Annotated in this window: 30 protein-coding genes; 21 read left to right on the plus strand and 9 right to left on the minus strand. The window is 37.3% G+C overall.

All coding sequences use genetic code 11. The features are described from left to right. Position 1: 1 nt before the first annotated feature. Positions 2-910: an EamA family transporter gene (locus AC3E9U_RS15630; RefSeq protein ID WP_488747864.1), complete on the minus strand. Its 909-nt coding sequence runs from the start codon at positions 908-910 to the stop codon at positions 2-4. Positions 911-987: 77 nt separating this feature from the next. Beyond that, a complete protein-coding gene (locus AC3E9U_RS15635; protein ID WP_488747865.1) occupies positions 988-2,766 on the minus strand; it encodes an MFS transporter in 1,779 nt (592 codons plus the stop codon). A 185-nt stretch (positions 2,767-2,951) separates the two neighbouring features. Between AC3E9U_RS15635 and AC3E9U_RS15640 the strand changes: the two genes are divergently transcribed. Beyond that, positions 2,952-3,473 (plus strand): hypothetical protein, encoded by a 522-nt coding sequence (locus AC3E9U_RS15640; protein ID WP_488747866.1) that lies wholly within the window; start codon positions 2,952-2,954, stop codon positions 3,471-3,473. 4 nt (positions 3,474-3,477) lie between these two features. On the opposite strand, the gene AC3E9U_RS15645 is transcribed toward AC3E9U_RS15640, so the two are convergent. Together AC3E9U_RS15645 and AC3E9U_RS15650 are read right to left on the minus strand one after the other, a co-directional pair. After that, a complete protein-coding gene (locus AC3E9U_RS15645; protein WP_488747915.1) occupies positions 3,478-4,032 on the minus strand; it encodes a DUF8465 domain-containing protein in 555 nt (184 codons plus the stop codon). Further along, positions 4,025-4,207 (minus strand): hypothetical protein, encoded by a 183-nt coding sequence (locus tag AC3E9U_RS15650; RefSeq protein ID WP_488747867.1) that lies wholly within the window; start codon positions 4,205-4,207, stop codon positions 4,025-4,027. Before AC3E9U_RS15650 ends, AC3E9U_RS15645 begins: the two co-directional genes overlap by 8 nt. 101 nt (positions 4,208-4,308) lie before the next feature. Between AC3E9U_RS15650 and AC3E9U_RS15655 the strand changes: the two genes are divergently transcribed. Both AC3E9U_RS15655 and AC3E9U_RS15660 read left to right on the plus strand, forming a co-directional pair. Further along, a complete protein-coding gene (locus tag AC3E9U_RS15655) occupies positions 4,309-4,587 on the plus strand; it encodes a DUF2752 domain-containing protein (RefSeq protein ID WP_488747868.1) in 279 nt (92 codons plus the stop codon). 11 nt (positions 4,588-4,598) lie between these two features. Next, positions 4,599-4,955, plus strand: a complete 357-nt coding sequence (locus AC3E9U_RS15660; RefSeq protein ID WP_488747869.1) for a CCC motif membrane protein — start codon at positions 4,599-4,601, stop codon at positions 4,953-4,955. 55 nt (positions 4,956-5,010) lie between these two features. Here the strand turns inward: AC3E9U_RS15660 and rocD are convergent, their stop codons facing one another. Beyond that, on the minus strand, positions 5,011-6,255 hold the full coding sequence (rocD, locus tag AC3E9U_RS15665) for an ornithine--oxo-acid transaminase (RefSeq protein ID WP_488747870.1): 1,245 nt from the start codon (positions 6,253-6,255) through the stop codon (positions 5,011-5,013). A gap of 300 nt (positions 6,256-6,555) precedes the next feature. Here rocD and AC3E9U_RS15670 point away from each other — a divergent pair, with 300 nt between their 5' ends. The 3 genes from AC3E9U_RS15670 (at position 6,556) to AC3E9U_RS15680 (ending at position 9,845) form a co-directional block, all read left to right on the plus strand. Next, positions 6,556-6,684, plus strand: coding sequence for a hypothetical protein (locus AC3E9U_RS15670; RefSeq protein ID WP_488747871.1), 129 nt, complete (start codon positions 6,556-6,558; stop codon positions 6,682-6,684). Positions 6,685-6,842: 158 nt separating this feature from the next. Next, a complete protein-coding gene (locus tag AC3E9U_RS15675) occupies positions 6,843-8,009 on the plus strand; it encodes a PhoX family protein (protein WP_488747872.1) in 1,167 nt (388 codons plus the stop codon). A gap of 69 nt (positions 8,010-8,078) precedes the next feature. Continuing rightward, positions 8,079-9,845, plus strand: a complete 1,767-nt coding sequence (locus AC3E9U_RS15680; RefSeq protein WP_488747873.1) for a cytochrome-c peroxidase — start codon at positions 8,079-8,081, stop codon at positions 9,843-9,845. Here the strand turns inward: AC3E9U_RS15680 and AC3E9U_RS15685 are convergent, their stop codons facing one another. Further along, on the minus strand, positions 9,846-10,388 hold the full coding sequence (locus AC3E9U_RS15685) for a DUF1697 domain-containing protein (RefSeq protein WP_488747874.1): 543 nt from the start codon (positions 10,386-10,388) through the stop codon (positions 9,846-9,848). 186 nt (positions 10,389-10,574) lie between these two features. Between AC3E9U_RS15685 and AC3E9U_RS15690 the strand changes: the two genes are divergently transcribed. Further along, a complete protein-coding gene (locus tag AC3E9U_RS15690) occupies positions 10,575-11,027 on the plus strand; it encodes a hypothetical protein (RefSeq protein WP_488747875.1) in 453 nt (150 codons plus the stop codon). Positions 11,028-11,114: 87 nt separating this feature from the next. Here AC3E9U_RS15690 and AC3E9U_RS15695 read toward each other — a convergent pair whose 3' ends face one another. Beyond that, positions 11,115-11,834 carry a carboxypeptidase-like regulatory domain-containing protein gene (locus AC3E9U_RS15695; RefSeq protein WP_488747876.1) on the minus strand — a complete coding sequence of 240 codons (720 nt, stop codon included), beginning with the start codon at positions 11,832-11,834 and terminating at the stop codon, positions 11,115-11,117. A 151-nt stretch (positions 11,835-11,985) separates the two neighbouring features. Between AC3E9U_RS15695 and rlmD the strand changes: the two genes are divergently transcribed. The 5 genes from rlmD to AC3E9U_RS15720 all read left to right on the plus strand — a co-directional run bounded on the left by rlmD (position 11,986) and on the right by AC3E9U_RS15720 (position 16,584). After that, the gene (gene rlmD / locus AC3E9U_RS15700; RefSeq protein WP_488747877.1) at positions 11,986-13,401 is read left to right on the plus strand and encodes a 23S rRNA (uracil(1939)-C(5))-methyltransferase RlmD; all 1,416 of its coding nucleotides are present in this window, start codon (positions 11,986-11,988) and stop codon (positions 13,399-13,401) included. A 21-nt stretch (positions 13,402-13,422) separates the two neighbouring features. Next, on the plus strand, positions 13,423-13,920 hold the full coding sequence (locus AC3E9U_RS15705; RefSeq protein ID WP_488747878.1) for a DUF6452 family protein: 498 nt from the start codon (positions 13,423-13,425) through the stop codon (positions 13,918-13,920). Then, complete coding sequence (locus AC3E9U_RS15710; RefSeq protein WP_488747879.1) at positions 13,892-14,605, plus strand: DUF6048 family protein; 714 nt, start codon at positions 13,892-13,894, stop codon at positions 14,603-14,605. Before AC3E9U_RS15705 ends, AC3E9U_RS15710 begins: the two co-directional genes overlap by 29 nt. A gap of 309 nt (positions 14,606-14,914) precedes the next feature. Further along, entirely contained in the window at positions 14,915-15,271 is a 357-nt protein-coding gene (locus AC3E9U_RS15715; protein ID WP_488747880.1) for a hypothetical protein, read from the plus strand. Then, positions 15,268-16,584: a hypothetical protein gene (locus AC3E9U_RS15720; RefSeq protein WP_488747881.1), complete on the plus strand. Its 1,317-nt coding sequence runs from the start codon at positions 15,268-15,270 to the stop codon at positions 16,582-16,584. Before AC3E9U_RS15715 ends, AC3E9U_RS15720 begins: the two co-directional genes overlap by 4 nt. Positions 16,585-16,667: 83 nt before the next feature. On the opposite strand, the gene AC3E9U_RS15725 is transcribed toward AC3E9U_RS15720, so the two are convergent. After that, on the minus strand, positions 16,668-16,901 hold the full coding sequence (locus AC3E9U_RS15725) for a hypothetical protein (protein WP_488747882.1): 234 nt from the start codon (positions 16,899-16,901) through the stop codon (positions 16,668-16,670). A gap of 55 nt (positions 16,902-16,956) precedes the next feature. Continuing rightward, positions 16,957-18,126, minus strand: a complete 1,170-nt coding sequence (locus tag AC3E9U_RS15730; protein ID WP_488747883.1) for a THUMP domain-containing class I SAM-dependent RNA methyltransferase — start codon at positions 18,124-18,126, stop codon at positions 16,957-16,959. Positions 18,127-18,268: 142 nt separating this feature from the next. On the opposite strand from AC3E9U_RS15730, the gene AC3E9U_RS15735 reads away from it, so the two are divergent. From AC3E9U_RS15735 to AC3E9U_RS15775, 9 genes are all read left to right on the plus strand, one after another. After that, positions 18,269-19,012 (plus strand): class I SAM-dependent methyltransferase, encoded by a 744-nt coding sequence (locus AC3E9U_RS15735; RefSeq protein ID WP_488747884.1) that lies wholly within the window; start codon positions 18,269-18,271, stop codon positions 19,010-19,012. Position 19,013: 1 nt separating this feature from the next. Beyond that, positions 19,014-19,709: a ZIP family metal transporter gene (locus AC3E9U_RS15740; RefSeq protein WP_488747885.1), complete on the plus strand. Its 696-nt coding sequence runs from the start codon at positions 19,014-19,016 to the stop codon at positions 19,707-19,709. A 243-nt stretch (positions 19,710-19,952) separates the two neighbouring features. Continuing rightward, positions 19,953-20,765: an N-acetylmuramic acid 6-phosphate etherase gene (murQ, locus tag AC3E9U_RS15745; protein ID WP_488747916.1), complete on the plus strand. Its 813-nt coding sequence runs from the start codon at positions 19,953-19,955 to the stop codon at positions 20,763-20,765. A 140-nt stretch (positions 20,766-20,905) separates the two neighbouring features. Next, entirely contained in the window at positions 20,906-21,364 is a 459-nt protein-coding gene (locus tag AC3E9U_RS15750; RefSeq protein WP_488747886.1) for a hypothetical protein, read from the plus strand. A gap of 3 nt (positions 21,365-21,367) precedes the next feature. Next, positions 21,368-21,595: a DUF6095 family protein gene (locus AC3E9U_RS15755; RefSeq protein ID WP_488747887.1), complete on the plus strand. Its 228-nt coding sequence runs from the start codon at positions 21,368-21,370 to the stop codon at positions 21,593-21,595. Then, positions 21,582-22,157 (plus strand): DUF1572 family protein, encoded by a 576-nt coding sequence (locus tag AC3E9U_RS15760; RefSeq protein WP_488747888.1) that lies wholly within the window; start codon positions 21,582-21,584, stop codon positions 22,155-22,157. Before AC3E9U_RS15755 ends, AC3E9U_RS15760 begins: the two co-directional genes overlap by 14 nt. Positions 22,158-22,239: 82 nt before the next feature. Further along, positions 22,240-22,611, plus strand: a complete 372-nt coding sequence (locus tag AC3E9U_RS15765) for a DNA topoisomerase IV (protein WP_488747889.1) — start codon at positions 22,240-22,242, stop codon at positions 22,609-22,611. A 33-nt stretch (positions 22,612-22,644) separates the two neighbouring features. After that, a complete protein-coding gene (locus tag AC3E9U_RS15770) occupies positions 22,645-23,502 on the plus strand; it encodes a TerC family protein (RefSeq protein ID WP_488747890.1) in 858 nt (285 codons plus the stop codon). 208 nt (positions 23,503-23,710) lie between these two features. Continuing rightward, complete coding sequence (locus AC3E9U_RS15775; RefSeq protein WP_488747891.1) at positions 23,711-24,559, plus strand: T9SS type A sorting domain-containing protein; 849 nt, start codon at positions 23,711-23,713, stop codon at positions 24,557-24,559. The last annotated feature ends 12 nt before the right edge of the window (positions 24,560-24,571 follow it).

Here is a 24,571-nt window from a genome sequence, read left to right on the forward strand (position 1 = left end):
TTTATTCCGTAACTCTGTTGTCTTTCAATTTTCTGTTAAAGATAAGTTTTTCGTTGAAAACTATAATGGAAATTAAAATCAGTGAATAAGAGATCATCTGTATTTCGGTCACTTCTTCCTTGTAGTAAAAAACAGCTAAGAGGAAATTCAGTATCGGATTGATATATAACATGATTCCTACCGTTGATGAATTCACTCCTTTAAGTGCGTACAAGTTCAAAAACAAGGGGATTATCGTAAAAAGGACCACAATGAAAAGCAAACAGATGTAGAACAAACTTTCCGTTGGAACCGGCCCGCTAAATGCCGGGAAAAACGGGAGAATAATTAATCCTGCTGTCAGAATCTGAATATTAAGTCCGACAAGCTTATCCACCTGAGTATTTTTTCGTTGTGTAACCAGATATAGAGCGTATGTCAAAGCTACAATCAGACTGTAGAAAATATCCGCAAAACTATTGAAAGACAGTAGTACGCATCCTGAAACGCTGATTCCTACCGCAATCCACTGCCACTTACTCAATCTTTCTTTTAAAATAAAAAAGGCCAAAACCGTAGTGAGAATCGGGCAAACTAAATAAGCAAATGATGCGGCTTTCACGCTGATGTGGTTCATCACAAAAATGAATATAAACCAATTGGCCGTAAGCAGTAATCCTCCGCCGACATTCACACGAATGATCTTATTCTTATCTGATTTGGTCTGTTTCTGAAAATTTTTCCAGTCTTTCAGAAGTACTTTTCTTCTTAGAAAAAGATTAATGGCAGAAATAAGCACCACACTCAAAAACACACGATAAAACAGTATATCCAATGATGGATAATGGTGAATCGGCTTTAATGCCAGACTGAAGAAACCCCATATAACGAAAGCCGTAATGGCAGCCAGATAGTATTTATTGATACGCATAAAAAAGAAATTCGGAGCAAAGGTAAGGCATTTCCTCTGCTCCGAATCTGATATTATTATTTTATTAAGATTTGGAATTAGTGTCCGCCCTCGGCTTCAATTTCATCCACCTCGATTCCCTGCTTTTTAAGAATTGATTTTACAGCTACTGCGAAGAACAACAAATAACCGAAACATACTACCGGAATAATGTAGGATTGGTGAATTCCGATGATATCTGATAATTTTCCTTGGATCGGCGGAATAATTCCTCCACCTAAAATCATCATTACCAGGAATGCAGAACCCTGTGAAGTGTATTTACCTAAACCGATAATCGCTAAACTGAAAATAGCCGGCCACATAATACTACAAGCTAAACCACCTGCTAAGAAAGCGTATATTGCAACTGTCCCTGTTGAAAACAATCCGATTAACATTGCTGCTACGCCGAAAGCTGAAAAAACAGTTAATGTACGTGCAGGTTTGTCTTTACTGATGAAGAAAGCCACCACCTGTAAAACAACACATACCACATAATAATATAAAGCAGACATGTCTTTCTTCGCCAACATATTTACACCGATAATCACTGAAAAAGCGATTAACGGAACAATGATTAAAGCCATGGTTTTCTTAGCTGAATTCAAATGGAAAACACTGATAGCTCCGGCCCAACGCCCTATCATCAAACTTCCCCAATACATCGAAATATATGGTGCACTGTCTGAAACGGTAAAGGCACCGAATTCTTTCAGTTTCAATAACTCCGTTAAATTACTTCCAATCGCTACTTCTACTCCAACATAGGTAAAAATAGCCAACATTCCCAGCACTAATTGCGGGTACTGCATTGCTCCCCAACCTTCGCTGTTCTTTTGCGCTGATTTGTACGAGAAAAGCAATCCGCCCACTACAACTGTTAAAGCACCAAACAGCCAGTACATTCTGTATTTTTCTAATCCGCTTTTTATTTCTTTGATTTCGGCTTCATGATCCTTAACCTCTGCTCTGAATTTAAAAAGATCATCACCGGACAATTCTTTTACTTTTCGGCCAAAACTTTCTTTCTTTATAGTTTCAATTCTGTTTTCTAACATTTCAATCGTGCCGGCCTCCTCACTTTTATAACTGTTGAACACAGGAGCAAACATAATTGCCAGTAATCCGGTCATAACAACCAAAGTGCGCAGTGCCTTATTAGCCTTCTCCATCGGCTCATTGGAAATTCCCTCCGGCACTTTTTTAGAAAATCTGAACATTGCTGCCGCAGCAACGAACAACAATCCAACACAGATATATAATAAAACTACCTTATTCAAATCCAAATCCTTGATCTGGTCATCCGTAACAGAAGCTGTAGTTCCGAAAAGAGCGAAAGCAACAACCAATGGTCCGATAGTCGTACCAAAAGAGTTAATTCCTCCTCCAAGATTTACACGATCTGCACCTGTTTTAGGATTTCCTAATGAAATTGCGAATGGGTTTGCAGCCGTTTGCTGTAATGAAAAACCTAATGCCACAATAAACAATCCGGCCAGCATTCCTGCGTAAAGATTTGCTTCCACTGCAATAATCATGGCTCCTGCTCCCAAAGCGGAAAACAATAATCCAAAAACGATACTTTTTTTGTATCCCCAACTACCTACAATGTCTTTCTGTTTTGAGGTTCCGAAGATGAAAAGCAGCAAAGCTCCAACGTAATAGGCTGTATAAAATGCGAAATCAACTAACTGGGACTGAAATTGGTCAAGTTGAAAATAACTTTTACAAAAAGGAATGAAAATACTGTTTCCTGCTGCGATAAATCCCCAAAAAAAGAAAACGGTAATCAGCGTATAAAGAGCAGGATAATTGGTTTGGTGTTTAGATGACATAAATAAATTTTTCATTTGGCCACCAAATATAGGAATAATACTGAATTTTCAACAGGGCTTTTATTAGCTTTTACAATCTAAAAATGTTATTTTTGTCCCATGCCTTTACATATTATGAGGCAAAACATCCTGAAAATTGAAATTTTAAAAATGGTAAAATCACAACCATTTAAAAAAATACACTTATGAGAAAAATAGTAGGATTATTGGTTTGCGTATTGCTTCTAACCTCTTGTGACGATGGCGATTTGGTTGTTCAGACGTTCAATTTCGACTCGGTTGCCATTGAGAAATGCAGTGACAAAGATCCTTTATTTAAAATCAATGGTCCGGAATTATTATTACTTGACATTCCTGCTTCTTTTTTCGCAAATGAAGTTACACCGGAAGGACAACCAAGAATTGCAACGATCTCATCTGAGAACAGCGTTATCTACCGTAAATATAGCAGCGATGCTTCAAATTCGGTAATTTGCTCATCAGTTCCGCCGGCAACACCGGTGGTTGAACAGGAATGGGATGCGGCTGACGGCGGCACGGTAGAAATTGTAACTACTGAAATAACGACTACCGATCCTGATACCGGAGAAACTACAGTGACCGGCTACAATCACAAGATAAAACTGAAAAATATGGAATTCGTAAGTTCACAAAACAGTTTTGTGTACGATGAGTATTTATTTGGAAATTATACTACCACTCCGTAAACTCTTAACGGTTCGGGTTTTGCTTGATATAAACTTCGGTAGCGCCTAAACCATATTTTTGATAATTAGCATCCTGAAACGAAATTCCATCATAACGGCCTAAAAGAAAATCCAACTCGGCTTTTAGTACGCCTTCGCCCACTCCGTGGATGAAAACCACTTTTGGCATTCTGTTTCTAATGGCAAAATCCAACTGTCCTTTTGCTGTTTCCATCTGCAGATTCAGAATATCAAAATTCGACATCCCGCGTCTTGATGGCACCAGTTTTTCGATGTGCAAATCCACTTCTAAAACGAATTCGTCTTTACGAGATTTCTTCTCTTTTACAAAAGAACGCTTTTGCGGAAGTTCCTTGTCTTTTAATATCTGACTTATACTCTGATTTGAAGTAAAGGAGTTTATATCACTGACTTCCTGCTCTTTAACCAATTCATTTGCTGCATACGACATTTGAAAACCGTCTTCTGTCTCAATCAGAATCTGGTCCTTCTGAAAACCGACCACTATCCCGTTGAAATCATCATCAAGTACTGAAACCTTATCTCCAATATTAAACATCTTCATCTTCTTTATCTTTAGAATTAGAGGATACTTTCGACATTAGTTTCATCATTCCGAAAAAGAAAACCAATACACCGATAACCTGAATGAAGATATTTGGCTCCGGTTTCGTCTGCTCATAAAAAGCCCAACCCATCACCGCAAAAATAAGTATGATATAAATTGTTTTCATTTCTTTCGATTAAGATTTCAAAATTAGTAAACTTTCAAAATATCCTTTCATTATTTTATAACTTATATTTTTTTGTTAAATTGCTTCAGAAAAAGCTTACTATGGAAGAATACATGCTGCCCTGCTTAAGCAAAAAACTCTTGGGTATTGAATGTTTCGGATGCGGGACACAAAGAGCTCTTCTTTTGTTGATCAAAGGAGAGTTTGTTTCGGCTTTCAAGATGTATCCGGCTATTTATACCCTACTGCTCTTCCTTGCTTTTGTTGGAATCAGTTTTATCGATAAATCCAGAAATTATCACAGACCAATAGTAACTTTAGCAATAGTAAACGCCGTAATTATGGTCGTTTCCTATTTTATTAAGCATTTTTATATCTAACCAAAACAATTATGGAAGAAACTAACTTTAAAAATTTTGATGTCCAGGAAAAATTACCAAATGCCACTCCGGCAATCATTTTGGGCGTTCTCGCTATTTTAACATGTCTCTGTTACGGAATAGGTGCTATTTTAGGAGGAATCGGACTTTACCTCGCCAATAAAGATATGAAGTTGGCTTCCGGAAATCCAGATCGGTATTCAAATCTTGGTAATGTCAAGACCGGAAAAGTACTTTGCATAATCGGGATTGTTCTGGGACTGATTTGGTTGGCTATAATAATCGCGATGATCAGTTATTTTGGATTAGACGCTATGCAGGACGAAGCACTAATGAGAGAAAAAATGAGAGAACTATTGGGACAATAATTATTCCCTCAAAACATAAAAAAAATCCGCTTTTCAGCGGATTTTTTATTTCTATCTATTTTTCAAACTGTTTTAAAGTTTCAGTGATGATTCGGACGCAATCTAAAAGTTGCTCTTCAGTCATAACTAAAGGTGGAGCAAAACGGATAATGTTTCCGTGCGTAGGTTTTGCCAATAAACCATTATCGCGCAAAGCCATACAGATATTCCAAGCCATGTCACTTTCTTCCGTATCGTTAATTACAACTGCGTTCAACAATCCTTTTCCGCGTACTAAAGTTGCAATCGTTGATGTTTCAATATACTTCCCGATTTCAGTACGGAAAATTTGCCCTAAACGTTCTGCATTTTCTGCTAATTTTTCATCAGTAACAACTTCTAAAGCAGCGATGGCAACAGCAGCAGCAATAGGGTTACCACCAAATGTAGAACCATGCTGACCCGGTTTGATCACATTCATGATAGCATCATCAGCTAAAACAGCAGAAACAGGATAAGCACCTCCTGAGATAGCTTTACCTAAAATCAAAACATCCGGTTTCACATTTTCGTGCTGTACTGCTAATAATTTTCCGGTACGCGCAATTCCGGTTTGAACTTCATCGGCAATGAATAAAACATTATGCTTTTCACACAAAGCCTTTGCTTTTGCCAAATAACCTTCGGTCGGAACATAAACACCTGCCTCACCCTGAATCGGTTCTACTAGGAAACCTGCAATGTTTGGTGAAGAAGTAATTGCTTTTTCCAAAGCGTCAATATCATCATAAGCGATTTTGATAAAACCTGCAGTATAAGGACCGAAGTTCTTACGTGCATTCTCATCATTTGAGAAAGATATGATCGTTGTTGTTCTTCCGTGGAAGTTATTCTCACAAACAATTATCTGAGCTTCGTTTTCATTAATGCCTTTCTTTTCATAAGCCCATTTACGGCACAATTTCAAAGCCGTTTCAACAGCTTCTGCACCAGTATTCATCGGCAATACCTTGTCAAATCCAAAATATTTGGTTACAAACTCCTCATAAACGCCCAATTTATCATTGTAAAAAGCACGGGATGTAAGCGTAAGGGTTTGTGCCTGCTGCATCATTGCTCCAACGATCTTTGGATGACAGTGACCTTGATTTACAGCAGAATAAGCAGAAAGAAAATCATAATATTTCTTTCCTTCAACATCCCACACATAAACTCCTTCTCCTTTACTTAAAACAACCGGTAGCGGATGATAGTTATGTGCTCCGTATTTGTCTTCTAACTGAATTGCCTCTGCTGAACTCATTTTTTCTAAAACTTGCATTATTAACTGGGATTTAGTAGTTGTATTTAGTACTTAAACGCACAAAATGTAATTTGAACGCAAGTTACTAATTCAAAATGAAAAAAGTAATCTTCCACCATTTATTTTAATATTTTTATAACAAATATGATGGTGTTTTGTTTTAAATATAACAAAAATAAATGAAATTTTTCATTTTACAGTTAGTTAACAAATTCAAATAAAAATGTTTTAAAAAATAACATTATCAGAATAATCGAGCAAAATTAGCTTAACATAGCTTCTGTAGGTTTGCCTTGTCTAACAAAAAAACAAAAAAACATGAAGTTTACTTATGCCTTTTTAGGTTCAACAATGCTTATCGGCTTAGTTGCCTGTAATAATGATGAAGGTTCGACCCCAACCACCAATGAGCCATCAAATCAAGTTTCATTGAAAATTATTCTGTAACTCCGGCCCTTTTAAACGCCAAACCCGAATTCTCTTCATTAAAAACATACGCTTTACTTTCAAGTGAGGACGATTTCAGAGAAACTCCTGAGTACACTTTCGGAGGATCGGCTGACGGTTCCGGATTATATAAAAACGCTGACGGAACTTTTACTTTTTTGGTAAATAATGAAGATAACTTCTCGGTTTCAAAAATCAAATTGGACAAAACCTTCAAACCCGTTGCAGGTGAATATGTTCTGAATTCGAATGGATCAGGAAACAGATTATGTTCTGCAACGTTAGCGATGCCTGAAATCCACGGATTCGGACCACTTTTCTTAACTGCAGGTGAAAGCGACAGCGAGTCTCAGGTACACGGTATTACTCCTTTTGATACAAAAGCAAATAACTCGACGCCAAGACCAGTTTTAGGTTTCGGAAGATGGAGTACGGAAAACGCTGTGCCGTTATCTAAAAATGCTTACACTGCACAAACGGTGGTTTTATTAGGTGATGATGATTCCGGTACTTACGGCGGACAATTGGTGATGTACAAATCATCTACGGGTGATTTAAACAACGGAAGAGTTTATGTTTTAAAACGCACCGACAATGTTGCCAACGAAAGAACGATGGCTGAGAACAACACATATCCGGTTCAGTTCGTTGAAGTTCCAAATGCAAAAACCAATACCGGTTTACAGAACAATCAGGCGGCTCAAAACCTGAATGCTATTACGTTTGGACGTGTTGAGGATATCGACTACAGAAAAGAAGCCGGAAAAGAAAGAGAAATCTACTTCAATGTAACAGGTCAAAACAACACTGGAGCTAATGCTGACAATTCAAGATCAAAATACGGACGTGTTTATAAATTGGAATTAGATGCAAACAATGCTTTAACCGGTAAACTGACTTTGGTCTTAGACGGCGATAACCGCAACGGAAAAGCAAAATTATTTCAAAATCCGGATAACATCTGTGTAACCAAAAACTACGTTTACATTCAGGAAGATTCCAACGGATATGGCGACGAAACACATGATGCATACATCTATCAGTATAATATCGCAACAAAAGAACTAAAAGTAGTTTTCGAATTAGATCACAAACGTACTGACCCTAACAACAAATTCCTTAGTGCGACTTCTGCCTTAGGTTCATGGGAATACGGCGCATTGATTGACGTATCCGAAACGATTGGTATCGAAGACACCTTCATGCTTTCCATTCAGCCTCACACATGGAAAACGGATGCATTTAAAGGTGTAGATGGCGGAACCGTTCGTCCTAGTGAAAATCAGGGAAGCCAGGTGGTTTTAATTAAAGGTTTACCAAGATAATTTTAATATAAAACTAGTAACAAATTAGGAACGTGAGCCATCATGTTCCTAATTTTCAATTTCCCCAGCATGAAGAAAACCATTATCCTTTTCTTGTCTATAATTTGTTTTATTTCCTGTCAGAAAAAAGAATTCGGATCTATTCCTCCATCCGAAAAAACCAAGCATCTTCTTTTCAAAAATTATATTGATTTTGCGAAAAAAACGGCCGAGTTGAATGAGATCGTCCAAAACGATTTAGATAAAAAGTCGGCACAACAGAAATTCAAAGAAGCGCGTCTGTCATACAAAAAAACAGAAGCGATTTTGGCATTTTATCTTCCGGAAACAGCCTTGAAATTAAATGGAGCTCCCATCGACAGAAATGACATTAACGAAAACAGCCGTAAAGAAGAACAAGCGAGCGGATTTCAAAAAGTGGAAGAATTGCTTTTTTCAGATGAAACGGATTGGCTGGAACTTCGGAAAGAGATTGGAATTTTAAATGGTTATGCGCAAGCAGCAATAATGACCATTAAAAACATCCAACTCTCCGACAGCAATATCTTTGAAGCCCAAAAATTAGCTATGTTACGAATGATGAGCCTGGGAATTTCGGGATTTGATTCGCCTGTCACTCTGCATTCGCTTCCGGAAACTAAAGTTGTCATTGAAAGTATTGGGGAGACTGTCAGCCTTTTCAAGGAAGATAAATGGTTTTCAAAATTACTGGATGAAACCGCTGCTTATCTGAATTCCAATCAAAATTTCGACACTTTTGACCGTGCCACATTTATCGAAAAGTACTGCATTCCTATTTCGAAAAAAATTCATCAGATCCAGAAACAACTGAATATTAAAAACAATCCGTATCCGGGCGCTCTCAATTTTGACGCACCTTCAGTTTTTGAAGAAACCGCTTTCAACGTTAATTATTTTGCGCCTGCCTATAATAGAAATCCTTCTCAAAATCAAATTTCGTTAGGCAAACAACTTTTCTCTGACACCATTTTAAGCGGGAACAATAATGTTTCCTGCGTAAGTTGTCACATCCCTTCTCAAGGTTATGCGGATCATAATACAAAGGCTGTTGCATCTAAAGCTTTATCCAGAAATACACCTACTCTTTTAAATTCAGGTTTCCAGAGTACATTGTTTTTGGACGGACGTGTGAATTATCTTGAAGATCAGGCCAAAGCGGTCATCAACAATAAAGATGAAATGCACGGAAGTTTTGCTGATGCACTGGAAAAAGTGAAATCCAGTTCTAAATACCAGGCCGAATTTCAGAAAGTCTATCCGAATGATAAGGAAATTACAGAACAAAATCTGTTAAAGGCGTTGGCTAGTTATGTACGCTCCTTATCGAAGTTGAATTCCAAATTCGACAATTACCTTCGCGGAAAAAGTTCGCTTTCACAAAATGAAAAAAACGGGTTTAACCTGTATATGGGAAAAGCCAAATGCGCCACCTGTCATTTCTTTCCGCTTTTTAACGGCTGTGTCCCTCCTCTTTTTAATGAAACGGAGAGTGAAGTTCTGGGTGTTCCGTCGAAAAATTCAACAAAAAATGCTGTTGTTGATACCGATTTAGGAGAATATCTGGTAACAAAAGCGCCCTTGAAAAAACATGCTTTCAAAACGCCGACAGTCCGGAACAGTGCCATTACCTTTCCGTATATGCACAACGGCGTTTACAACACTTTAGAGGAAGTGATCGACTTCTACAACCGCGGTGGCGGCTCAGGGATCAATATAAATTTAGAGAATCAGACTTTGCCAGTGGACAAACTGAACCTTTCTAAAAAAGAAATTCAGGATTTAGTCGCTTTTATTCGAACTTTAAACAACTACTAACTACTCATTATACATTTCCAAAAGCTTGGTAACGGTATTCAGGTTTCGCATGGTTGCCGTTACATTTAGCTTTTTTTCTATGTATTTCTGATCGAAACGGGTCTTCCCTGCTCCAACTGCATATTTAATATAAATTCGGTTTTTGTCGATTACCGCTTCATCCGGTTTAACCTGGCTCATTTTCAGTTCATGAATGCTGTTATCGCTTAATTCCTTTGAGATGAAAGTGAAATACAGCTTTTTGGTATCAACATCCTTCTCTTTCAGGTAGGGATTATTTTTAAGGGAAGCTTCCAAATCATTTTTATTGATTACAATGATCGGGACATCATAACCCCATTCTTTGAAGATTTCCTGTTTGATTTTAAATCCTACGCTCTGCGCATGTTCTTCTTCCGAATCAATGAAAACATTTCCTGATTGAATGTATGTCCGCACATTAACAAACCCAACACGCTCCAGCAAAGCTTTAAGGTCTTCCATTTTGATCATATTGTGTCCGGATACATTGATTCCGCGTAAAAGCGCTAAGTGGGTTTTCATACTGATGTCGATTTATTTCAAATAAAGGAATTCAAAAATACGAATGAATTTCTAACAAACTAATTTCCCTTTACTTGTTGCTTGCCGATTTTACAGTTAACAACAACGATTTTAACCATTTACAAAAAAAGAAATTCATCAATTATGGCTAAATTCACTGAATGTTGAACTTAAAATACCCAGATTATGAAAAAAATTATTCTGCTTTTTGCAATACTGTCGGTCAGTTTCCTTTCATCATGTTCAAAGGATGACGAAAATAATACTCCAACTCCCACAACACCTGAAGATACTTTTACTGCTAAAATTAATGGTGTTCAGAAAAACTTCAAAGTAATAAACGCAAACGTTATTGATTATGGAGATTATACTGACGTAGAAATTACAGCTCACACAGCTGATGACCCTAACAACACTTTTGAACTGAACCTGACCCGAGATAGTGGTGAAGTATTCTTTGTACAATATTTGGAATCCAATAATTACTATCAGCCTAATCCCATGGAATCTTTTACGGTTAGCATTGGGGAAAACACTGAAAAAAAACTTAAAGGAACCTTTTCAGGAACAATGCAGGATACAGGCGGTGTGATAGCCCCTGTTACGGTCACAAACGGAACTTTCGCGATCTATTATTAATTCATACTTTTCTTTTATTTGGAATACGTCTTTAAACAAAGGCGTATTTTTTTTGTGTCTGTTCCGACAGTGATCTTCGGAAAATCGCTATTTAAACTCCTTTCTCTTTTTAAACAGATAATCCATCAATTCCAGTTCTCCTGATTTTCTGTTAAATTCTTTAGACGTTTTATCCATTTCACAAAAAGTCAGAAACAAATCAATTTCATTTTCATTCAGATCCAGTTTTCGGATAAAAAAATCATTATTAAACCTATATTTTGCGACAACACTAAAATTTTCTGCTTTGCCCGGTTTTTTCTTTTTTTCTCCATCAGAAAAGAGATTGCTCACTGCATTAACCAATTTCCCGCCAATTGCTATAAAATCAATTCCGTTGGGAATTTCTCCTGTATAAACACCTACGGGTTGTGGTCTGGATTGGTCTCTGTTAATTTTTTCGGTTTTCAGAGCTTCATAACTCAAATCAACTTTTACAGTTGGTGTTTTTTCAATCTTAAGTTCATCTAATTCAATCTCTTTCGTTTGTAAAACAATTTGGTTTTCAGAGCTTAAATCTTCTTTTTTTACCTTTAGACGCCGTTCCTTATAATTTTTTGAATAAAAGACGATTTCATCATTTACATCTGCAGAAATTTGAAAACTTCCGTTACTATCCGTTTTTGCAATCAGATTCTTAGTGGCATTTATCACTTCAACATCCGGGATAAAACTATTTTCATCCAGAACTTTTCCTGCTAGTTTAGATTGTGAAAACAAGGTTGTTGAAAGGCCCATAAAAACTAAGAAAACGTAAATTTTTTGCATAACCATCAGTTAGATATCAAACGAAAATATTTATTACGAGAGTAACCCTTTACTAATTTTATGTTAATTGAGATTTTATTAACCATATTCTTACGATAAAAACTCGGCTCCAATTATTAATAACTGACTACTGTTTCCTTATCTTTGCGCCATGGGAAGAAAAAAAACAGACAAAATCGTATTCGAAAACGTAAAAGTCCTTGATGCAGGTGCAAAAGGCGTTTCGGTGGCAAAAGCCCCAGAAGGTCAGGTTATATTTATACCTAATGTCGTTCCTGGCGACGTAGTTGACGTTCAGACATTTAAAAAGCGTAAATCCTACTTTGAAGGAAAAGCGATAAAATTCCATGAATTTTCAGAACACAGAACAACACCGGTTTGCGAACATTTTGGTGTTTGTGGTGGCTGTAAATGGCAGAACATGAAGTATGAGCAGCAATTGTTCTATAAAAATCAGGAAGTTTACAATCATTTGAAAAGAATCGGAAAAATTGAATTACCTGAGTTTGAACCAATCTTGGGATCGAAAGAACAGTTTTTCTACAGAAATAAAATGGAATTCGGTTTCTCGAGCTCACGTTGGATGACGCAGGAAGAAATCGATTCAGGCAACGAACTGGATAACAAGAATGCCGTTGGATTCCATATTCCTAAGATGTGGGATAAGATTTTGGATATCAACAAATGTCATTTACAGCAGGATCCGTCTAACGATATCAGAAATGAAATCCGAAGATTTGCCAATGAAAACGATCTGTCGTTCTTCAATCCAAGAACCCATGAAGGGTTGTTACGAACTTTAATGATCCGTACCGCCTCAACCGGAGAAATAATGGTACTGATCCAGTTTTTTGAAGATGATAAGGTAAAACGTGACTTAATGATGAATTTCCTTGCGGAGCGTTTCCCTGAAATCACATCATTGCAATATGTTATCAATCAGAAAGCCAACGATACCTTATACGATCAGGAAATCATCCTTTTCAAAGGAAGAGATTATATTCTGGAAGAAATGGAAGGACTGAATTTCAGCATTAATGCGAAATCTTTCTATCAGACGAACTCTGCCCAAGCTTACGAATTATATTCCATCACCAGAGAATTTGCAGGATTAACCGGTGAAGAACTGGTTTACGATCTATATACCGGAACCGGAACTATTGCACAATTTGTTTCGAAAAAAGCTAAAAAGGTAATTGGTGTGGAAGCCGTTCCCGAAGCAATTGCCGATGCAAAAGAAAACGCGAAACGCAACAACATTACCAATTGTGAATTCTTTGTAGGCGACATGAAAAATGTGTTCAACGATGAATTCATCAAAACCCACGGACATCCGGATGTAATCATCACCGATCCACCTCGTGACGGAATGCACGCTGATGTAGTAAAACAAATTCTGAGCATTGCTCCTGAAAAAGTGGTTTATGTTAGTTGTAACTCGGCTACACAGGCTCGTGACCTGGCTTTAATGGATGAAATGTACAAAGTAACGCGTGTTCGTCCGGTGGATATGTTCCCGCAAACGCATCATGTGGAAAATGTTGTACTTTTAGAAAAAAGAAGTTAGATTTCGGAATTGAAAAAAAAGATGAAAAAACTAACCATAATCGCCCTTTCGTTGATAGCCGCCAATTCCTTCTGGAGTTGCGAAAAAGATGATATCTGCGCGGAAGGAACGCCGACAACACCAAATCTGGTAATTGAATTTTATGATGCAGCCAATCCGGAAACTTTAAAACCCGTTACCAACCTTGGTGTGGTAGCATCCGGTTTTCCAAGTGGTTTTGCTTTTAACGGCGTTAGTAAAATAAAAGTTCCTCTAAGAACAAACGAAGACCAAACCGTACTTCAATTTATTCAAAATGGAAGCGACACTGACCCAAATAATGATAATACAGATGAACTGATTTTTAATTACACAAGAACGGACGTTTATGTGTCAAGAGCTTGTGGTTATAAAACAGTTTTTCAGCTAAACGAAGATCCGGTTTTAGCCGATGATGGCGCACTTTGGATTTTATCACGATTTGTATCTCAACCAAACATCAATAATGAAAATGAAACACACATTAAAATCTATTTTTAGCATAGCTTTAATGTTGGTTTCAATCACAACATTATCAGCACAGGAAAAAGTAAAAGATACTGTCAAAAAACCCAAAACAGAACGTTATGGAATTCGTGTCGGAGCCGATCTTCACCGATTGGCAAAATCCCTATACGACAGCGATAACTATAAAGGATTTGAAATCGTTGCCGATTATCGGTTTTCGAAGAAAGTTTACATCGCGGGTGAGTTCGGAAACGAAAAGAAGACCGTTGATGAAGACCAGTTGAATTTTACCGCCAACGGAAGTTATGTGAAAGTTGGTTTTGATTACAACACCTACGGGAACTGGCTGGACATGGAAAATATGATTTACGTGGGAATGCGTTATGCAGGAAGTTCATTTTCCCAGCAACTAAACAGTTACAGTATTTACAATACAAATCCCTATTATGGAGAAACAACTATCCAGTCAGGGCAAAAATTTGAGGGACTGAATGCCAGTTGGCTCGAAGTAGTAACGGGTATTAAAGCGGAACTGGTAAACAACCTGTTTTTAGGATTTTCGGTTCGATTAAATTATATGGTAACCGAAAAGAAACCTGATAATTTTGACAACTTATTCATTCCCGGTTTCAACCGTACTTATGAAGGTGGAAATTTCGGTGTAGGATTTAATTACAGTGTAAGCTATTTTATTCCGTTCTATAAGCGTTCGAAGTAAAGAACATTACTAATTTTAAAGATCCCAAATTCAGGCATGCTGGATTTGGGATTTTTTTATTCCATTAAATAGGACGTGATTAATAAAATAGGAAAAAACATACTTTATTTTTCAAAATAAAAGAATATTTAGGGGCTCGCATAAAATAAAAAAAGTTTTTTTTCAGTTTTTATAAATTTTTGACAAAAATATCTTACAATGAAAAATACATTCCTTTATTTTATACTTTTATTTTAACCAGCATTTTTCGGCCCACCTCCAGAATGTGAATAGTATTTCGTCAAACAATAACTAACAAAATATAGTATTATGAGCAAAATTTATCGCTACGAAAAGTTAACGTACACCGGAAGAGAAGATGAAGAAATTATTTTCACGGTCAAAATGATTTCCAACGGAAATGTCGGACATACCCTAATTCACATTCCCTCATCTGGAGACGGAAAAGTTATTATTGACTCGGGAAGTGCGAACCTTGGATTATTGAAGACACTTACAAAATCCAAAACCGCTGTTTACAGTAACATTACTAACCCTATTCCTGTAACGGACGACATCATTGTTGAGTATTACATTAATTCGACTTTGCTGCAACGTCACGAAAATAAAAAATCAGAAGCCGAGGATGTTTTTATTATCTTAAAAATCAAATTCATAAAGTTATGAAAAGAATAATTTTGTTCTTTGGTGTACTTTTCGCGGTAAGTGGCTTTTCCCAGGAAAAATTAAATCCGCTCACAAAACCAGCTTCGCCGGCAGCATCCATTTTGGGAATGCAGCCCAGCGTTATGTTGCAACCAAAGTCATTCAGGGCTCTGGAAACAGCATTGTATTCTAATTTTACAGACAGTGACGGAAACGGTATCGTCCCGAACGATTTTGGGTTAGAATTCATGCCGTATTGGGCAGTCAACCGAGGGATCAGCCTTGAAGATTATCTGTATCCTAAAACCGGATTTTTGCAATTAGTGAGAAATTCTTCTTTTTCAGTTGCTTCTACCCAAAAATTCCAATTACAGGACAGTACCGAGACTAAGAGTGTTGCAATGGGATACCGTACTTCTTTGTTTTTCGGTAATACTACTGATAAAAAGAAGATAAAAGAGTATATCATCACCTTAAGAAATAGGATGGCCATTAACACAACACTGATAATGAAACTTGACAGTATCAGTGACCAAAATCCGAATGCAGGTAAAGATGATTATACCGCTGAAATCAAAAAAATACTTCCAAAATTGATTTATAAAGAATTGAAAACCAAATCACAGAAAGAAGTAGATGTCATTGCTGATAAAATTTACACCGATATTGATGCACTGGAGTTTGATGCCGAAAAAAAGGATGATTATTTTACCTCTGTTGTTGATATTGTGACCAAAATTGTCGGAGGAAATTATAACGAGTTCAAATCCTATATTACGAACCGTCAGGGAATGGCGATCGATTTTGCGACGGCTATTCATCTTAATTTTCCAACTAACGATTTTGAATTTTCGGTCGTGCCAAAATATGCGATTTGGTTGACACCTTCTTATAATTTTAGTAAAAACCTGGATTTTCTAAAGGCAAGCGCAACTTTTCGTTATGAGCATTATTTCAAGGACTATTTTCAGAAATACTTTCCGGATAACAACTTATATGATAACACTTTTGATTATGGTATTTCGGTCTCGGGCAATTTCAAGAAATTCACTATTGAATTTGAAGCTACTGGCAGAACCAGTACATCGCTGACGGAAGTAGCTCAGGACAGTTCAGGCAATCCATTATATCTTAAGGAAAATTCCAGCGATTTTCAATACATCGGTACTTTCAGCTACAGGCTAACCGAACAGATTGTAGTATCTTATCAATTGGGTAATGCTTTCAAGCCGGTTTTTAATTTTGATGGAGGAACCCTTATTTCATTGCTCTCACTAAATTTTGGTTTTGGTGGCCCGGATAAAAATGATATCCTTATGCCTACCGAAAAATAAATGTGAACGAACATGACATATCAAAGAAAAATCCCAAATCCGGAATTAACTGAATTTGGGATTTTTATATTCAAAAGGAATCATTACCTGATCTCCTTCACTCCTTTAATAAACAACCATTTCATGAACAGCTTCTCCCCATCATTCGTTCTTACCACCTGAAATTTTGGCGCTAATAACGTCGCAGCTACGGCAGCCGTCAGCGGCAATAAAAACCCCGAAAGATTTGTGAACATATCAGCCACGAAGCGTATCACAATGAACAATAAGGCAAAGCCAATAAAATTATATAACAGTGATTTGGTTTTTAAATTCATCTCTAAAAATTATGAGTTATAAATTATGGGTTATAAGTTGAAATTCTGCAACTTATTACTCTTTATCGTTATTCTGGAACTTAGTACGTTTACTTCCTTCATACATTTCATATTTCACCAAACGCGCTTCCAGTTTACCATTGAAAAGTTTAATTTTTCGTGAAGGTTTTAGGCCGACGAATTTAAGCGCTTCCAGATTCGCAGTGATGAACCACGCATTGGTTCCCGGATAACTTTGCTTCAAGGTGTCTCCGATTTCTCGGTAGAAACGTTCCATTTGTATGTCCAAACGCTCTCCGTACGGTGGGTTGAAAACCATATGCAATGGTCCTCGGGTTTCCTTTTCAGTATCGAAGAAATTACGCTCTGAAATTTTCACATACTCGTCCAGATTAGCATTTTTAATGTTGTCTTTCGCCTTCATCACTGCTGATGGCGCTTTGTCATATCCCGTAATGGTATAATGAAACTCTCTGACTTTCTTCATAAGTGAATTCATGATCTGATCAAACAATTCATTATCCCAGTCATTCCAACGCTCAAAAGCAAATTCCTTACGATTGATGTTAGCCGGAATATTGCAAGCAATCATAGCAGCCTCTGCTAAAATAGTTCCCGAACCACACATCGGATCTATAAAATCACCCTGACCATCCCAACCGGAAAGCAACAACATTCCAGCCGCCAGAACTTCATTAATTGGCGCAATATTGGTAGCTGTTTTATATCCTCTGTGGTGTAATGAATCTCCCGAACTGTCTAAAGAAACCGAACACTGGTCACGGTCGATGTGGATATTGATTCTCAAATCCGGAAAATCCCTGTCGATGCTCGGACGTTTTCCAAATTTATCACGGAACTGATCCACAATGGCATCTTTAGTTTTCAAAGCCACAAATTGCGAATGATTGAAATGTTCCGAATGCAAAGTCACATCCACCACAAAAGCCTGATGTTCATTTAAATACTGTGACCAGTCAATCCCCTGAATGCCTTTGTACAAACTTGCTTCGTTAAAGGCCCGGAACTGATAAATAGGCTTAAGAATTTTTAAAGCTGATCGCAATGCTAAGTTCGCTTTGTACATAAATCCTTTATCCCCCACAAAACTTACCATGCGGGTTCCTATCTCAACATTTTGTGCACCCAACTGGCGCAACTCCTTTGCTAATATTTCCTCGAAGCCAAAAAAAGTCTTGGCAATCATTTTAAAATTCTGTTCCATAATTTAAATTCAATCGTAAAAGCAAAACACTCCTATTTCAGAAACTTCTTTTTTCTTGTTTCTATTTTCTTGCCTCTTCTTGATTGCATCGGCAAAAATACGTTAAATTTGCAAGATTAATTATCCTCCAACAGAAGAATACATGTCAGACGCACAAAAAAAATCTACCGAAAACTGGTTTGCCTCCTGGTTCGATACTCCTTACTATCATATTTTATACAAAGAACGTGATGAAGCGGAAGCGCATCATTTCATGGATAACCTTACCCATTATCTAAACCTTCCGGATGATGCTAAAATTCTGGATCTGGCCTGCGGAAAAGGACGTCATTCCATGTACCTGAACACACTCGGTTTTGACGTAACCGGAGCCGACCTATCCGAAAACAGTATTGCGGAAGCTTCTGCAGCGGCCAACGAAAAACTGCATTTCACGGTACACGATATGCGTCTTCCGTTCGAAGAAAAATTTGATGCCGTTTTTAATCTGTTCACAAGTTTCGGGTATTTTGAAAACGACGATGATAACTTTACCACTTTAAAAGCAATTCACGACAGCCTTTCCGAATACGGTTTTGGGGTAATCGACTTCATGAATGTAAATTACGTGATCGATAATTTGGTTCCCGAAGAAGTTAAAACTGTTGACGGTATTGATTTTCACATAAAACGTTACGTAAAAGACAACCATATCTTCAAAGAAATCGATTTTGATGCCGACGGACAACATTTTCATTTCACGGAAAAAGTAAAAGCCTTAACTTTAAACGATTTTGAACAGATGATGGAAGAAGCCGGAATTTATCTTTTGGATGTTTTCGGTGACTACAAACTGCGCAAATTCTATAAAAACGATTCGCAACGCCTCATAATGATATTCAAATAATATGATATACCTACTGCCATTACTTTCGGTTATTTTGGGATATGTGGTAGCCACTTTTTTCAAACCGAAAAGCAAAAAAAACCTCAAAGTGCTGCTGGCTTTCAGTGGTTCTTTCTTATTGGCACTAACGGTTTCCCATTTATTACCAACAGTTTACGAATCGACGCATCATGCAGTTTCCGACAGTCACATACACGGTAACATCGGTTTTTTCATCATGTTCGGAATTGTGTTTCAGATCGTACTTGAATATTTCTCCCAGGGCGCGGAACACGGACATGTACACGGCCACGACCACATGTATCACATTCCATGGTCGTTATTCATCAGTTTATGTCTTCATGCTTTAATGGAAGGTATGCCGGTAAGTCAGCACCAGGATCTGGCCTGGGGAATTGCGGTCCACCACTTCCCTATCGCCATTATCCTGACTACGTTCTTAAGCGCTTCACACTTAAACAAACCTTCAATCGTGATTTTCATGCTGGCGTTTGCAGCCATGACACCCCTTGGAACAATCGCTTCGGAAAAAATACCGATGATAACCCATTTCTATGCAGAAATTACAGCTTTTGTCATCGGAATCCTGTTCCATATCTCGTCAACAATCATATTTGAAACGAGTGACGGACACAAATTCAACATGGCAAAACTTTCGGCTATCTTACTCGGAATCGTATTGGCGTATTTTATGTAGATTTGGGCGTGACCACAAGGGTCGGGCTATCCGTTGCAATCTTTTTTGTTAGAACGTTTCGCTAAAAAATGACGTTTTGTCTAAACAAAAAAGGATTTCCACTACAAACGTAGTTCACTGAACACATATAAAAAATAAAAACTAGGTGAAGTAATCCCTCACGCGAAAAACTGCTTCAAATTAAACGCTCAATAAAAAAGAAACTTTGTAACTTTGAACCTAAGCCACTTAGCAACTTATAAAATGACTTTTACCAAAACCACAGAACAATCCTCAAATTACGAGCATCTTGAAAAAATGTCCGTTCACGATTTACTGACCAATATCAATAACGAAGACAAAACCGTTCCACTAGCCGTCGAAAAAGCATTGCCGCAAATTGAAATCCTGGTTTCCAAGATTGTGGAACAGATAAAAAAAGGCGGAAGATTGTTTTACATCGGAGCAGGAACGTCAGGACGATTAGGAATTGTAGATGCTTCCGAATGTCCTCCGACTTTCGGGGTTCCGTTCGATTTGGTTATCGGAATCATTGCCGGCGGGGACACTGCCATCCGAAAAGCTGTGGAATTTGCTGAAGATGACAAAGAACAGGCCTGGAAAGATTTATCTGAATGGGATATCAACGAAAATGACGTAGTCATCGGAATCGCAGCATCAGGAACAACACCTTATGTCATCGGCGGACTGGAAAAATGCAACGACAATAATATCATCACCGGATGCATTACCTGCAATTCAGGAAGTCCATTATCACAAACAGCTAAATTCCCAATAGAAGTTGTCGTAGGACCGGAATTCGTAACAGGAAGCAGCCGCATGAAAGCAGGAACAGCTCAAAAACTGGTTTTAAACATGATTTCCACAACTGCAATGATACAGTTGGGTCGTGTGAAAGGTAATAAAATGGTTGACATGCAGCTGAGTAATGTAAAATTAATCGATCGCGGTGTTCGTATGATAATGGGTGAAATCCCCGTTTCTTATGAGGAAGCAAAAGCATTGCTGGAAAAACACGGAAGTGTTAGAAAGGCTGTTGAAAATTATAGTAAATAAAACGTCTGGCTACGAAATTAAAATTATTGTATATTTAACCTTAATGGTTTAATTATCAACCTACTCTCTAAGTTAACAATAAATCAGGAGAGTTTAAAAAACAGCTTTTAAAAAGAAATATACATCAAAAAAAAGACCCAATGAAACAACTGCTTACTTTATTTTGCCTTTTTATCCTTACAATGACTTCTGCTCAGGAAATATCGATGAAAAAAGGAAAATTTTTCAAGGAAGGTGCCCAGATTTCAACGTATGAAACAAAGCAGCTTATGATAACCAATCCTGAAGCCTATAAGTATTTTAAAACAGCCAAAACTAAAGAGGCCTGGGGAGGTTTTTTAATTGGTGCGGGAGCTGGTTTAATTATTGGGGATATTGTAAAAGGTGCCGTTTCAGATGCGGATTATCCATCAGGATTTACCTATGTAGGTGCCGGTTTTATAGTAGCGGCTATCCCAATCATGTCGGGAAGAACAAAAAAACTTGAAAAGGCTGTTGACATCTATAACAAAGGATTAAAAACAACCGGAGACACATCCGATTTTAAAATGAATATCCTGGCGAACGCCAACGGATATGGACTTCAGATCATATTTTAGATTATGGGAACAAATAAAGCTTTATTAATAAAAGGAATCAGGTATCTGGCATTTGCACTGCCATTAATGTTTATCGGACCAACCATAATTCACAGTTCGTTTAAAAACCAAGGACATCCGTTTTATATACCAATTCTCGGATTAGGTATATTGTTTTGCATCGCATCAATGTTTCTGATGTTTAAAGGAATACAAACCATGGTAAAAAGTTTATTCGATGGAGACCGATAAATCATATCTCGAAAGTGCAAAGAAACTCTTTCTCTATTATAAAACTATTGGAGAAAAAGCTATTGAACAATTGGAACGGGAACAGCTTTTTGTTGCTGTTAACGACGATACGAATTCCATTGCTGTAATCGTTAAACACCTTTCCGGAAATATGTTGTCGCGTTGGACCGATTTCCTTACATCCGATGGCGAAAAAGAATGGCGCAACCGGGATGGTGAATTCGAACAAACCTTCACAACCAAAGAAGAAGTAATGGCTTCCTGGGAAAAAGGATGGACCTGTTTTTTTGATGCGCTTAATTCGTTGGAACCTAATCAGCTATCCCAGATAATCTACATCAGAAATGAAGGTCACTCTGTAATGGAGGCTATTAACCGTCAGCTGGCTCATTATCCTTATCATGTCGGTCAAATCGTATTTTACGCCAAAATGCTAAAACAAACGGAATGGACGAGTCTTTCCATTCCCAAAAACAAATCCAACCAATACAATGCTGATAAATTCTCTAAAGAGAAAACCGACAAGTATTTCACGGATGATGAACTGGACAAGCTCAAATAAAATTCCCTATGATTTTTAATAGTTAATAATACCGACTGCAGCTATTTTTATCTGCTTTTAAATTCTTCAAATCTAACCAATCATGAAAAAACTATATCTACTTCCGTTATGCATTCTGGCAGCTTCGTGTTACCAGCAGGAACGTAACTGCAAAGATTTTAAAACCGGAAAATTTGAATTCGTTCAGGAAATAAACGGGGAACAGAAAAAATCGGTTTTTGAAAGAACCGACAACTTTCAGATTGAAACCTTCAACGGAAAAACGGATACCGCTTCCGTACGTTGGGTAAACGATTGCGAATTTGTTCTTCAGAAACTGCATCCGAAAAACATGCAGGAAAAAAAATCCATCGCAATGAAAATACTGACTACCAGCGAGAAAGGCTATACTTTTGAATATGCTTTCGTTGGCGACACAAAAAAACAGCGCGGCACTGTAACAAAAGTCGATTAGCATACGTTTAACAGCAAAATTTATATAAAAAAAATGGAATTATTATTAAACCCTGATGCTTGGATCGCCCTATTAACTTTAACTTTTCTTGAAATCATCCTCGGAATCGACAACATCGTTTTCCTTTCCATCGTTTCCGGAAAATTAAGAGAGGAAGACCAGCCGAAAGCAAGAAGAATAGGTCTTTTATTGGCTATGGCGTTTCGTATCGTTTTGCTTTTCGGAATTACCTGGGTTTTGAGTCTGCAGGAAGTTTTATTTCATGTCGACCTGAGTTTCTTCAGTGCCGGGGTAACAGGTCAGAGTATTATTATATTCGGGGGAGGTTTATTCCTTCTTTACAAATCCGTTACGGAAATTCACCATAAATTGGAAGGTGAAGAAGACAGCGAAAAAGGTAAAGCCAGCAATACCTTATCCGCCGCAATTATTCAGATTGCTTTGTTAAACTTAGTTTTCTCATTCGACAGTATCTTAACAGCGGTTGGATTGATTAGCATGAAAGATCCTTCCCAAGGCGGATTTGGTTATGATGGTGCTTTAATTATCATGATCCTTGCCATCATCATATCCATTGCCATTATGATGATCTTTGCCGGCCCGGTTAGTAAATTCGTAAACGAACACCCAACGATTCAAATTCTTGGACTATCGTTCTTAATATTGATTGGAGTAATGCTTTTAGCGGAAGGTTCTCATTTGGCTCATTTTACCTTCTTTGGAGGTCAGGAAGTCAACAGTATTCCGAAAGGTTATCTGTACTTCTCCATCTTCTTCTCGTTGTTTGTCGAATTCCTGAATTTACGCATGAAGAAAAGCAAAAATCCGGTTAAACTTCATAACAATAAGATTATTGACAAAAATCTTGAGGACAGAGATATTACAGATTAATACGATTAAAAAAACCCTCACTATTGAGGGTTTTTTTTTTGCAGAAAAATCGATTCTGTAGCACCACAGTTAATATTTCCGACTTTTTCTTTTTTATGCCAAAAAAAGTAATAAAAAGACTATATTTACATTTTAAAACTTAGAATTAAGTTTTAAAATTCATGCCACAATCTGTCAACTTACTTAAGACTCAAAAAAGAATTTAGCCATGAAAAAAACAATTACACTTCTACTATTACTGTTTTCGTTAAGCAATTTATTTGCCCAATCTCCTCCTCCCGGCTTCAATTACTATTATGCCTTTGACGAAAATAATGATGGCTATGCCTCATTTGACATAAACAGATTAACTACACACATAAGAAACAAAGCTTCTATTGCTGGTTTTGATCTTTCAGGTTATACCGTAGTAATATTTGGACGCTATGGTGCTATTACTACAGCCTTTTATACCAACCAAGTTCAATATGCGGAAAATAGTTATGTACATATAGACTATGTAGGGGGTGGCCCAAATTATAATCCGAATGATTTAAATTTCTTGTCTTATGCAGGTTATATACTGACTACTATAGATCCTACCGGAGATTATGATGGTGATATAATAGCAAACAGAATGGAAGATCTGAACAACGACAACGACATAAATTTTGAAGATACGGATAACGACGGTATCTTAAATTTTCAAGATAATGATGATGATGGAGATGGTGTATTGTCAATCAATGAAGATTACAACCATAACGGTTCTCCTTTGGATGATGACACGAACAGCAACGGAATTGCGGATTATCTGGATAATACTGTAACCTTAGCTACAACTGGTTTTACTCAAAATAAAGAGGTAACGATCTACCCTAACCCTACAAAAGATTACATTACGATCAACACCTATAATGATTATCTAAGTGTTGAAGTGGTAGATTTAAGCGGAAAATCATTAATCATTAATGGTACTAATTCTACTTTTGATCTTTCTGCCCTTGCCTCAGGCGTTTATTTCATAAAAATAAACTGGACGGACAAATCTCTGAATTACAAAATAATCAAACAGTAATAAATAAAAAAG

It is taken from the genome of Flavobacterium sp. 21.1 (assembly GCF_057801535.1).

Excerpts from the sequence above, each read along its gene's own strand:
- AC3E9U_RS15630 (WP_488747864.1), bottom strand. The coding sequence starts at position 910 with ATGCGTATCAATAAATACTATCTGGCTGCCATTACGGCTTTCGTTATA.
- AC3E9U_RS15635 (WP_488747865.1), bottom strand. The coding sequence starts at position 2,766 with ATGTCATCTAAACACCAAACCAATTATCCTGCTCTTTATACGCTGATT.
- AC3E9U_RS15640 (WP_488747866.1), top strand. The coding sequence starts at position 2,952 with ATGAGAAAAATAGTAGGATTATTGGTTTGCGTATTGCTTCTAACCTCT.
- AC3E9U_RS15645 (WP_488747915.1), bottom strand. The coding sequence starts at position 4,032 with ATGTTTAATATTGGAGATAAGGTTTCAGTACTTGATGATGATTTCAAC.
- AC3E9U_RS15650 (WP_488747867.1), bottom strand. The coding sequence starts at position 4,207 with ATGAAAACAATTTATATCATACTTATTTTTGCGGTGATGGGTTGGGCT.
- AC3E9U_RS15655 (WP_488747868.1), top strand. The coding sequence starts at position 4,309 with ATGGAAGAATACATGCTGCCCTGCTTAAGCAAAAAACTCTTGGGTATT.
- AC3E9U_RS15660 (WP_488747869.1), top strand. The coding sequence starts at position 4,599 with ATGGAAGAAACTAACTTTAAAAATTTTGATGTCCAGGAAAAATTACCA.
- rocD (WP_488747870.1), bottom strand. The coding sequence starts at position 6,255 with ATGCAAGTTTTAGAAAAAATGAGTTCAGCAGAGGCAATTCAGTTAGAA.
- AC3E9U_RS15670 (WP_488747871.1), top strand. The coding sequence starts at position 6,556 with ATGAAGTTTACTTATGCCTTTTTAGGTTCAACAATGCTTATCGGCTTA.
- AC3E9U_RS15680 (WP_488747873.1), top strand. The coding sequence starts at position 8,079 with ATGAAGAAAACCATTATCCTTTTCTTGTCTATAATTTGTTTTATTTCC.
- AC3E9U_RS15685 (WP_488747874.1), bottom strand. The coding sequence starts at position 10,388 with ATGAAAACCCACTTAGCGCTTTTACGCGGAATCAATGTATCCGGACAC.
- AC3E9U_RS15690 (WP_488747875.1), top strand. The coding sequence starts at position 10,575 with ATGAAAAAAATTATTCTGCTTTTTGCAATACTGTCGGTCAGTTTCCTT.
- AC3E9U_RS15695 (WP_488747876.1), bottom strand. The coding sequence starts at position 11,834 with ATGCAAAAAATTTACGTTTTCTTAGTTTTTATGGGCCTTTCAACAACC.
- rlmD (WP_488747877.1), top strand. The coding sequence starts at position 11,986 with ATGGGAAGAAAAAAAACAGACAAAATCGTATTCGAAAACGTAAAAGTC.
- AC3E9U_RS15705 (WP_488747878.1), top strand. The coding sequence starts at position 13,423 with ATGAAAAAACTAACCATAATCGCCCTTTCGTTGATAGCCGCCAATTCC.
- AC3E9U_RS15710 (WP_488747879.1), top strand. The coding sequence starts at position 13,892 with ATGAAACACACATTAAAATCTATTTTTAGCATAGCTTTAATGTTGGTT.
- AC3E9U_RS15715 (WP_488747880.1), top strand. The coding sequence starts at position 14,915 with ATGAGCAAAATTTATCGCTACGAAAAGTTAACGTACACCGGAAGAGAA.
- AC3E9U_RS15720 (WP_488747881.1), top strand. The coding sequence starts at position 15,268 with ATGAAAAGAATAATTTTGTTCTTTGGTGTACTTTTCGCGGTAAGTGGC.
- AC3E9U_RS15725 (WP_488747882.1), bottom strand. The coding sequence starts at position 16,901 with ATGAATTTAAAAACCAAATCACTGTTATATAATTTTATTGGCTTTGCC.
- AC3E9U_RS15730 (WP_488747883.1), bottom strand. The coding sequence starts at position 18,126 with ATGGAACAGAATTTTAAAATGATTGCCAAGACTTTTTTTGGCTTCGAG.
- AC3E9U_RS15735 (WP_488747884.1), top strand. The coding sequence starts at position 18,269 with ATGTCAGACGCACAAAAAAAATCTACCGAAAACTGGTTTGCCTCCTGG.
- AC3E9U_RS15740 (WP_488747885.1), top strand. The coding sequence starts at position 19,014 with ATGATATACCTACTGCCATTACTTTCGGTTATTTTGGGATATGTGGTA.
- murQ (WP_488747916.1), top strand. The coding sequence starts at position 19,953 with ATGACTTTTACCAAAACCACAGAACAATCCTCAAATTACGAGCATCTT.
- AC3E9U_RS15750 (WP_488747886.1), top strand. The coding sequence starts at position 20,906 with ATGAAACAACTGCTTACTTTATTTTGCCTTTTTATCCTTACAATGACT.
- AC3E9U_RS15755 (WP_488747887.1), top strand. The coding sequence starts at position 21,368 with ATGGGAACAAATAAAGCTTTATTAATAAAAGGAATCAGGTATCTGGCA.
- AC3E9U_RS15760 (WP_488747888.1), top strand. The coding sequence starts at position 21,582 with ATGGAGACCGATAAATCATATCTCGAAAGTGCAAAGAAACTCTTTCTC.
- AC3E9U_RS15765 (WP_488747889.1), top strand. The coding sequence starts at position 22,240 with ATGAAAAAACTATATCTACTTCCGTTATGCATTCTGGCAGCTTCGTGT.
- AC3E9U_RS15770 (WP_488747890.1), top strand. The coding sequence starts at position 22,645 with ATGGAATTATTATTAAACCCTGATGCTTGGATCGCCCTATTAACTTTA.
- AC3E9U_RS15775 (WP_488747891.1), top strand. The coding sequence starts at position 23,711 with ATGAAAAAAACAATTACACTTCTACTATTACTGTTTTCGTTAAGCAAT.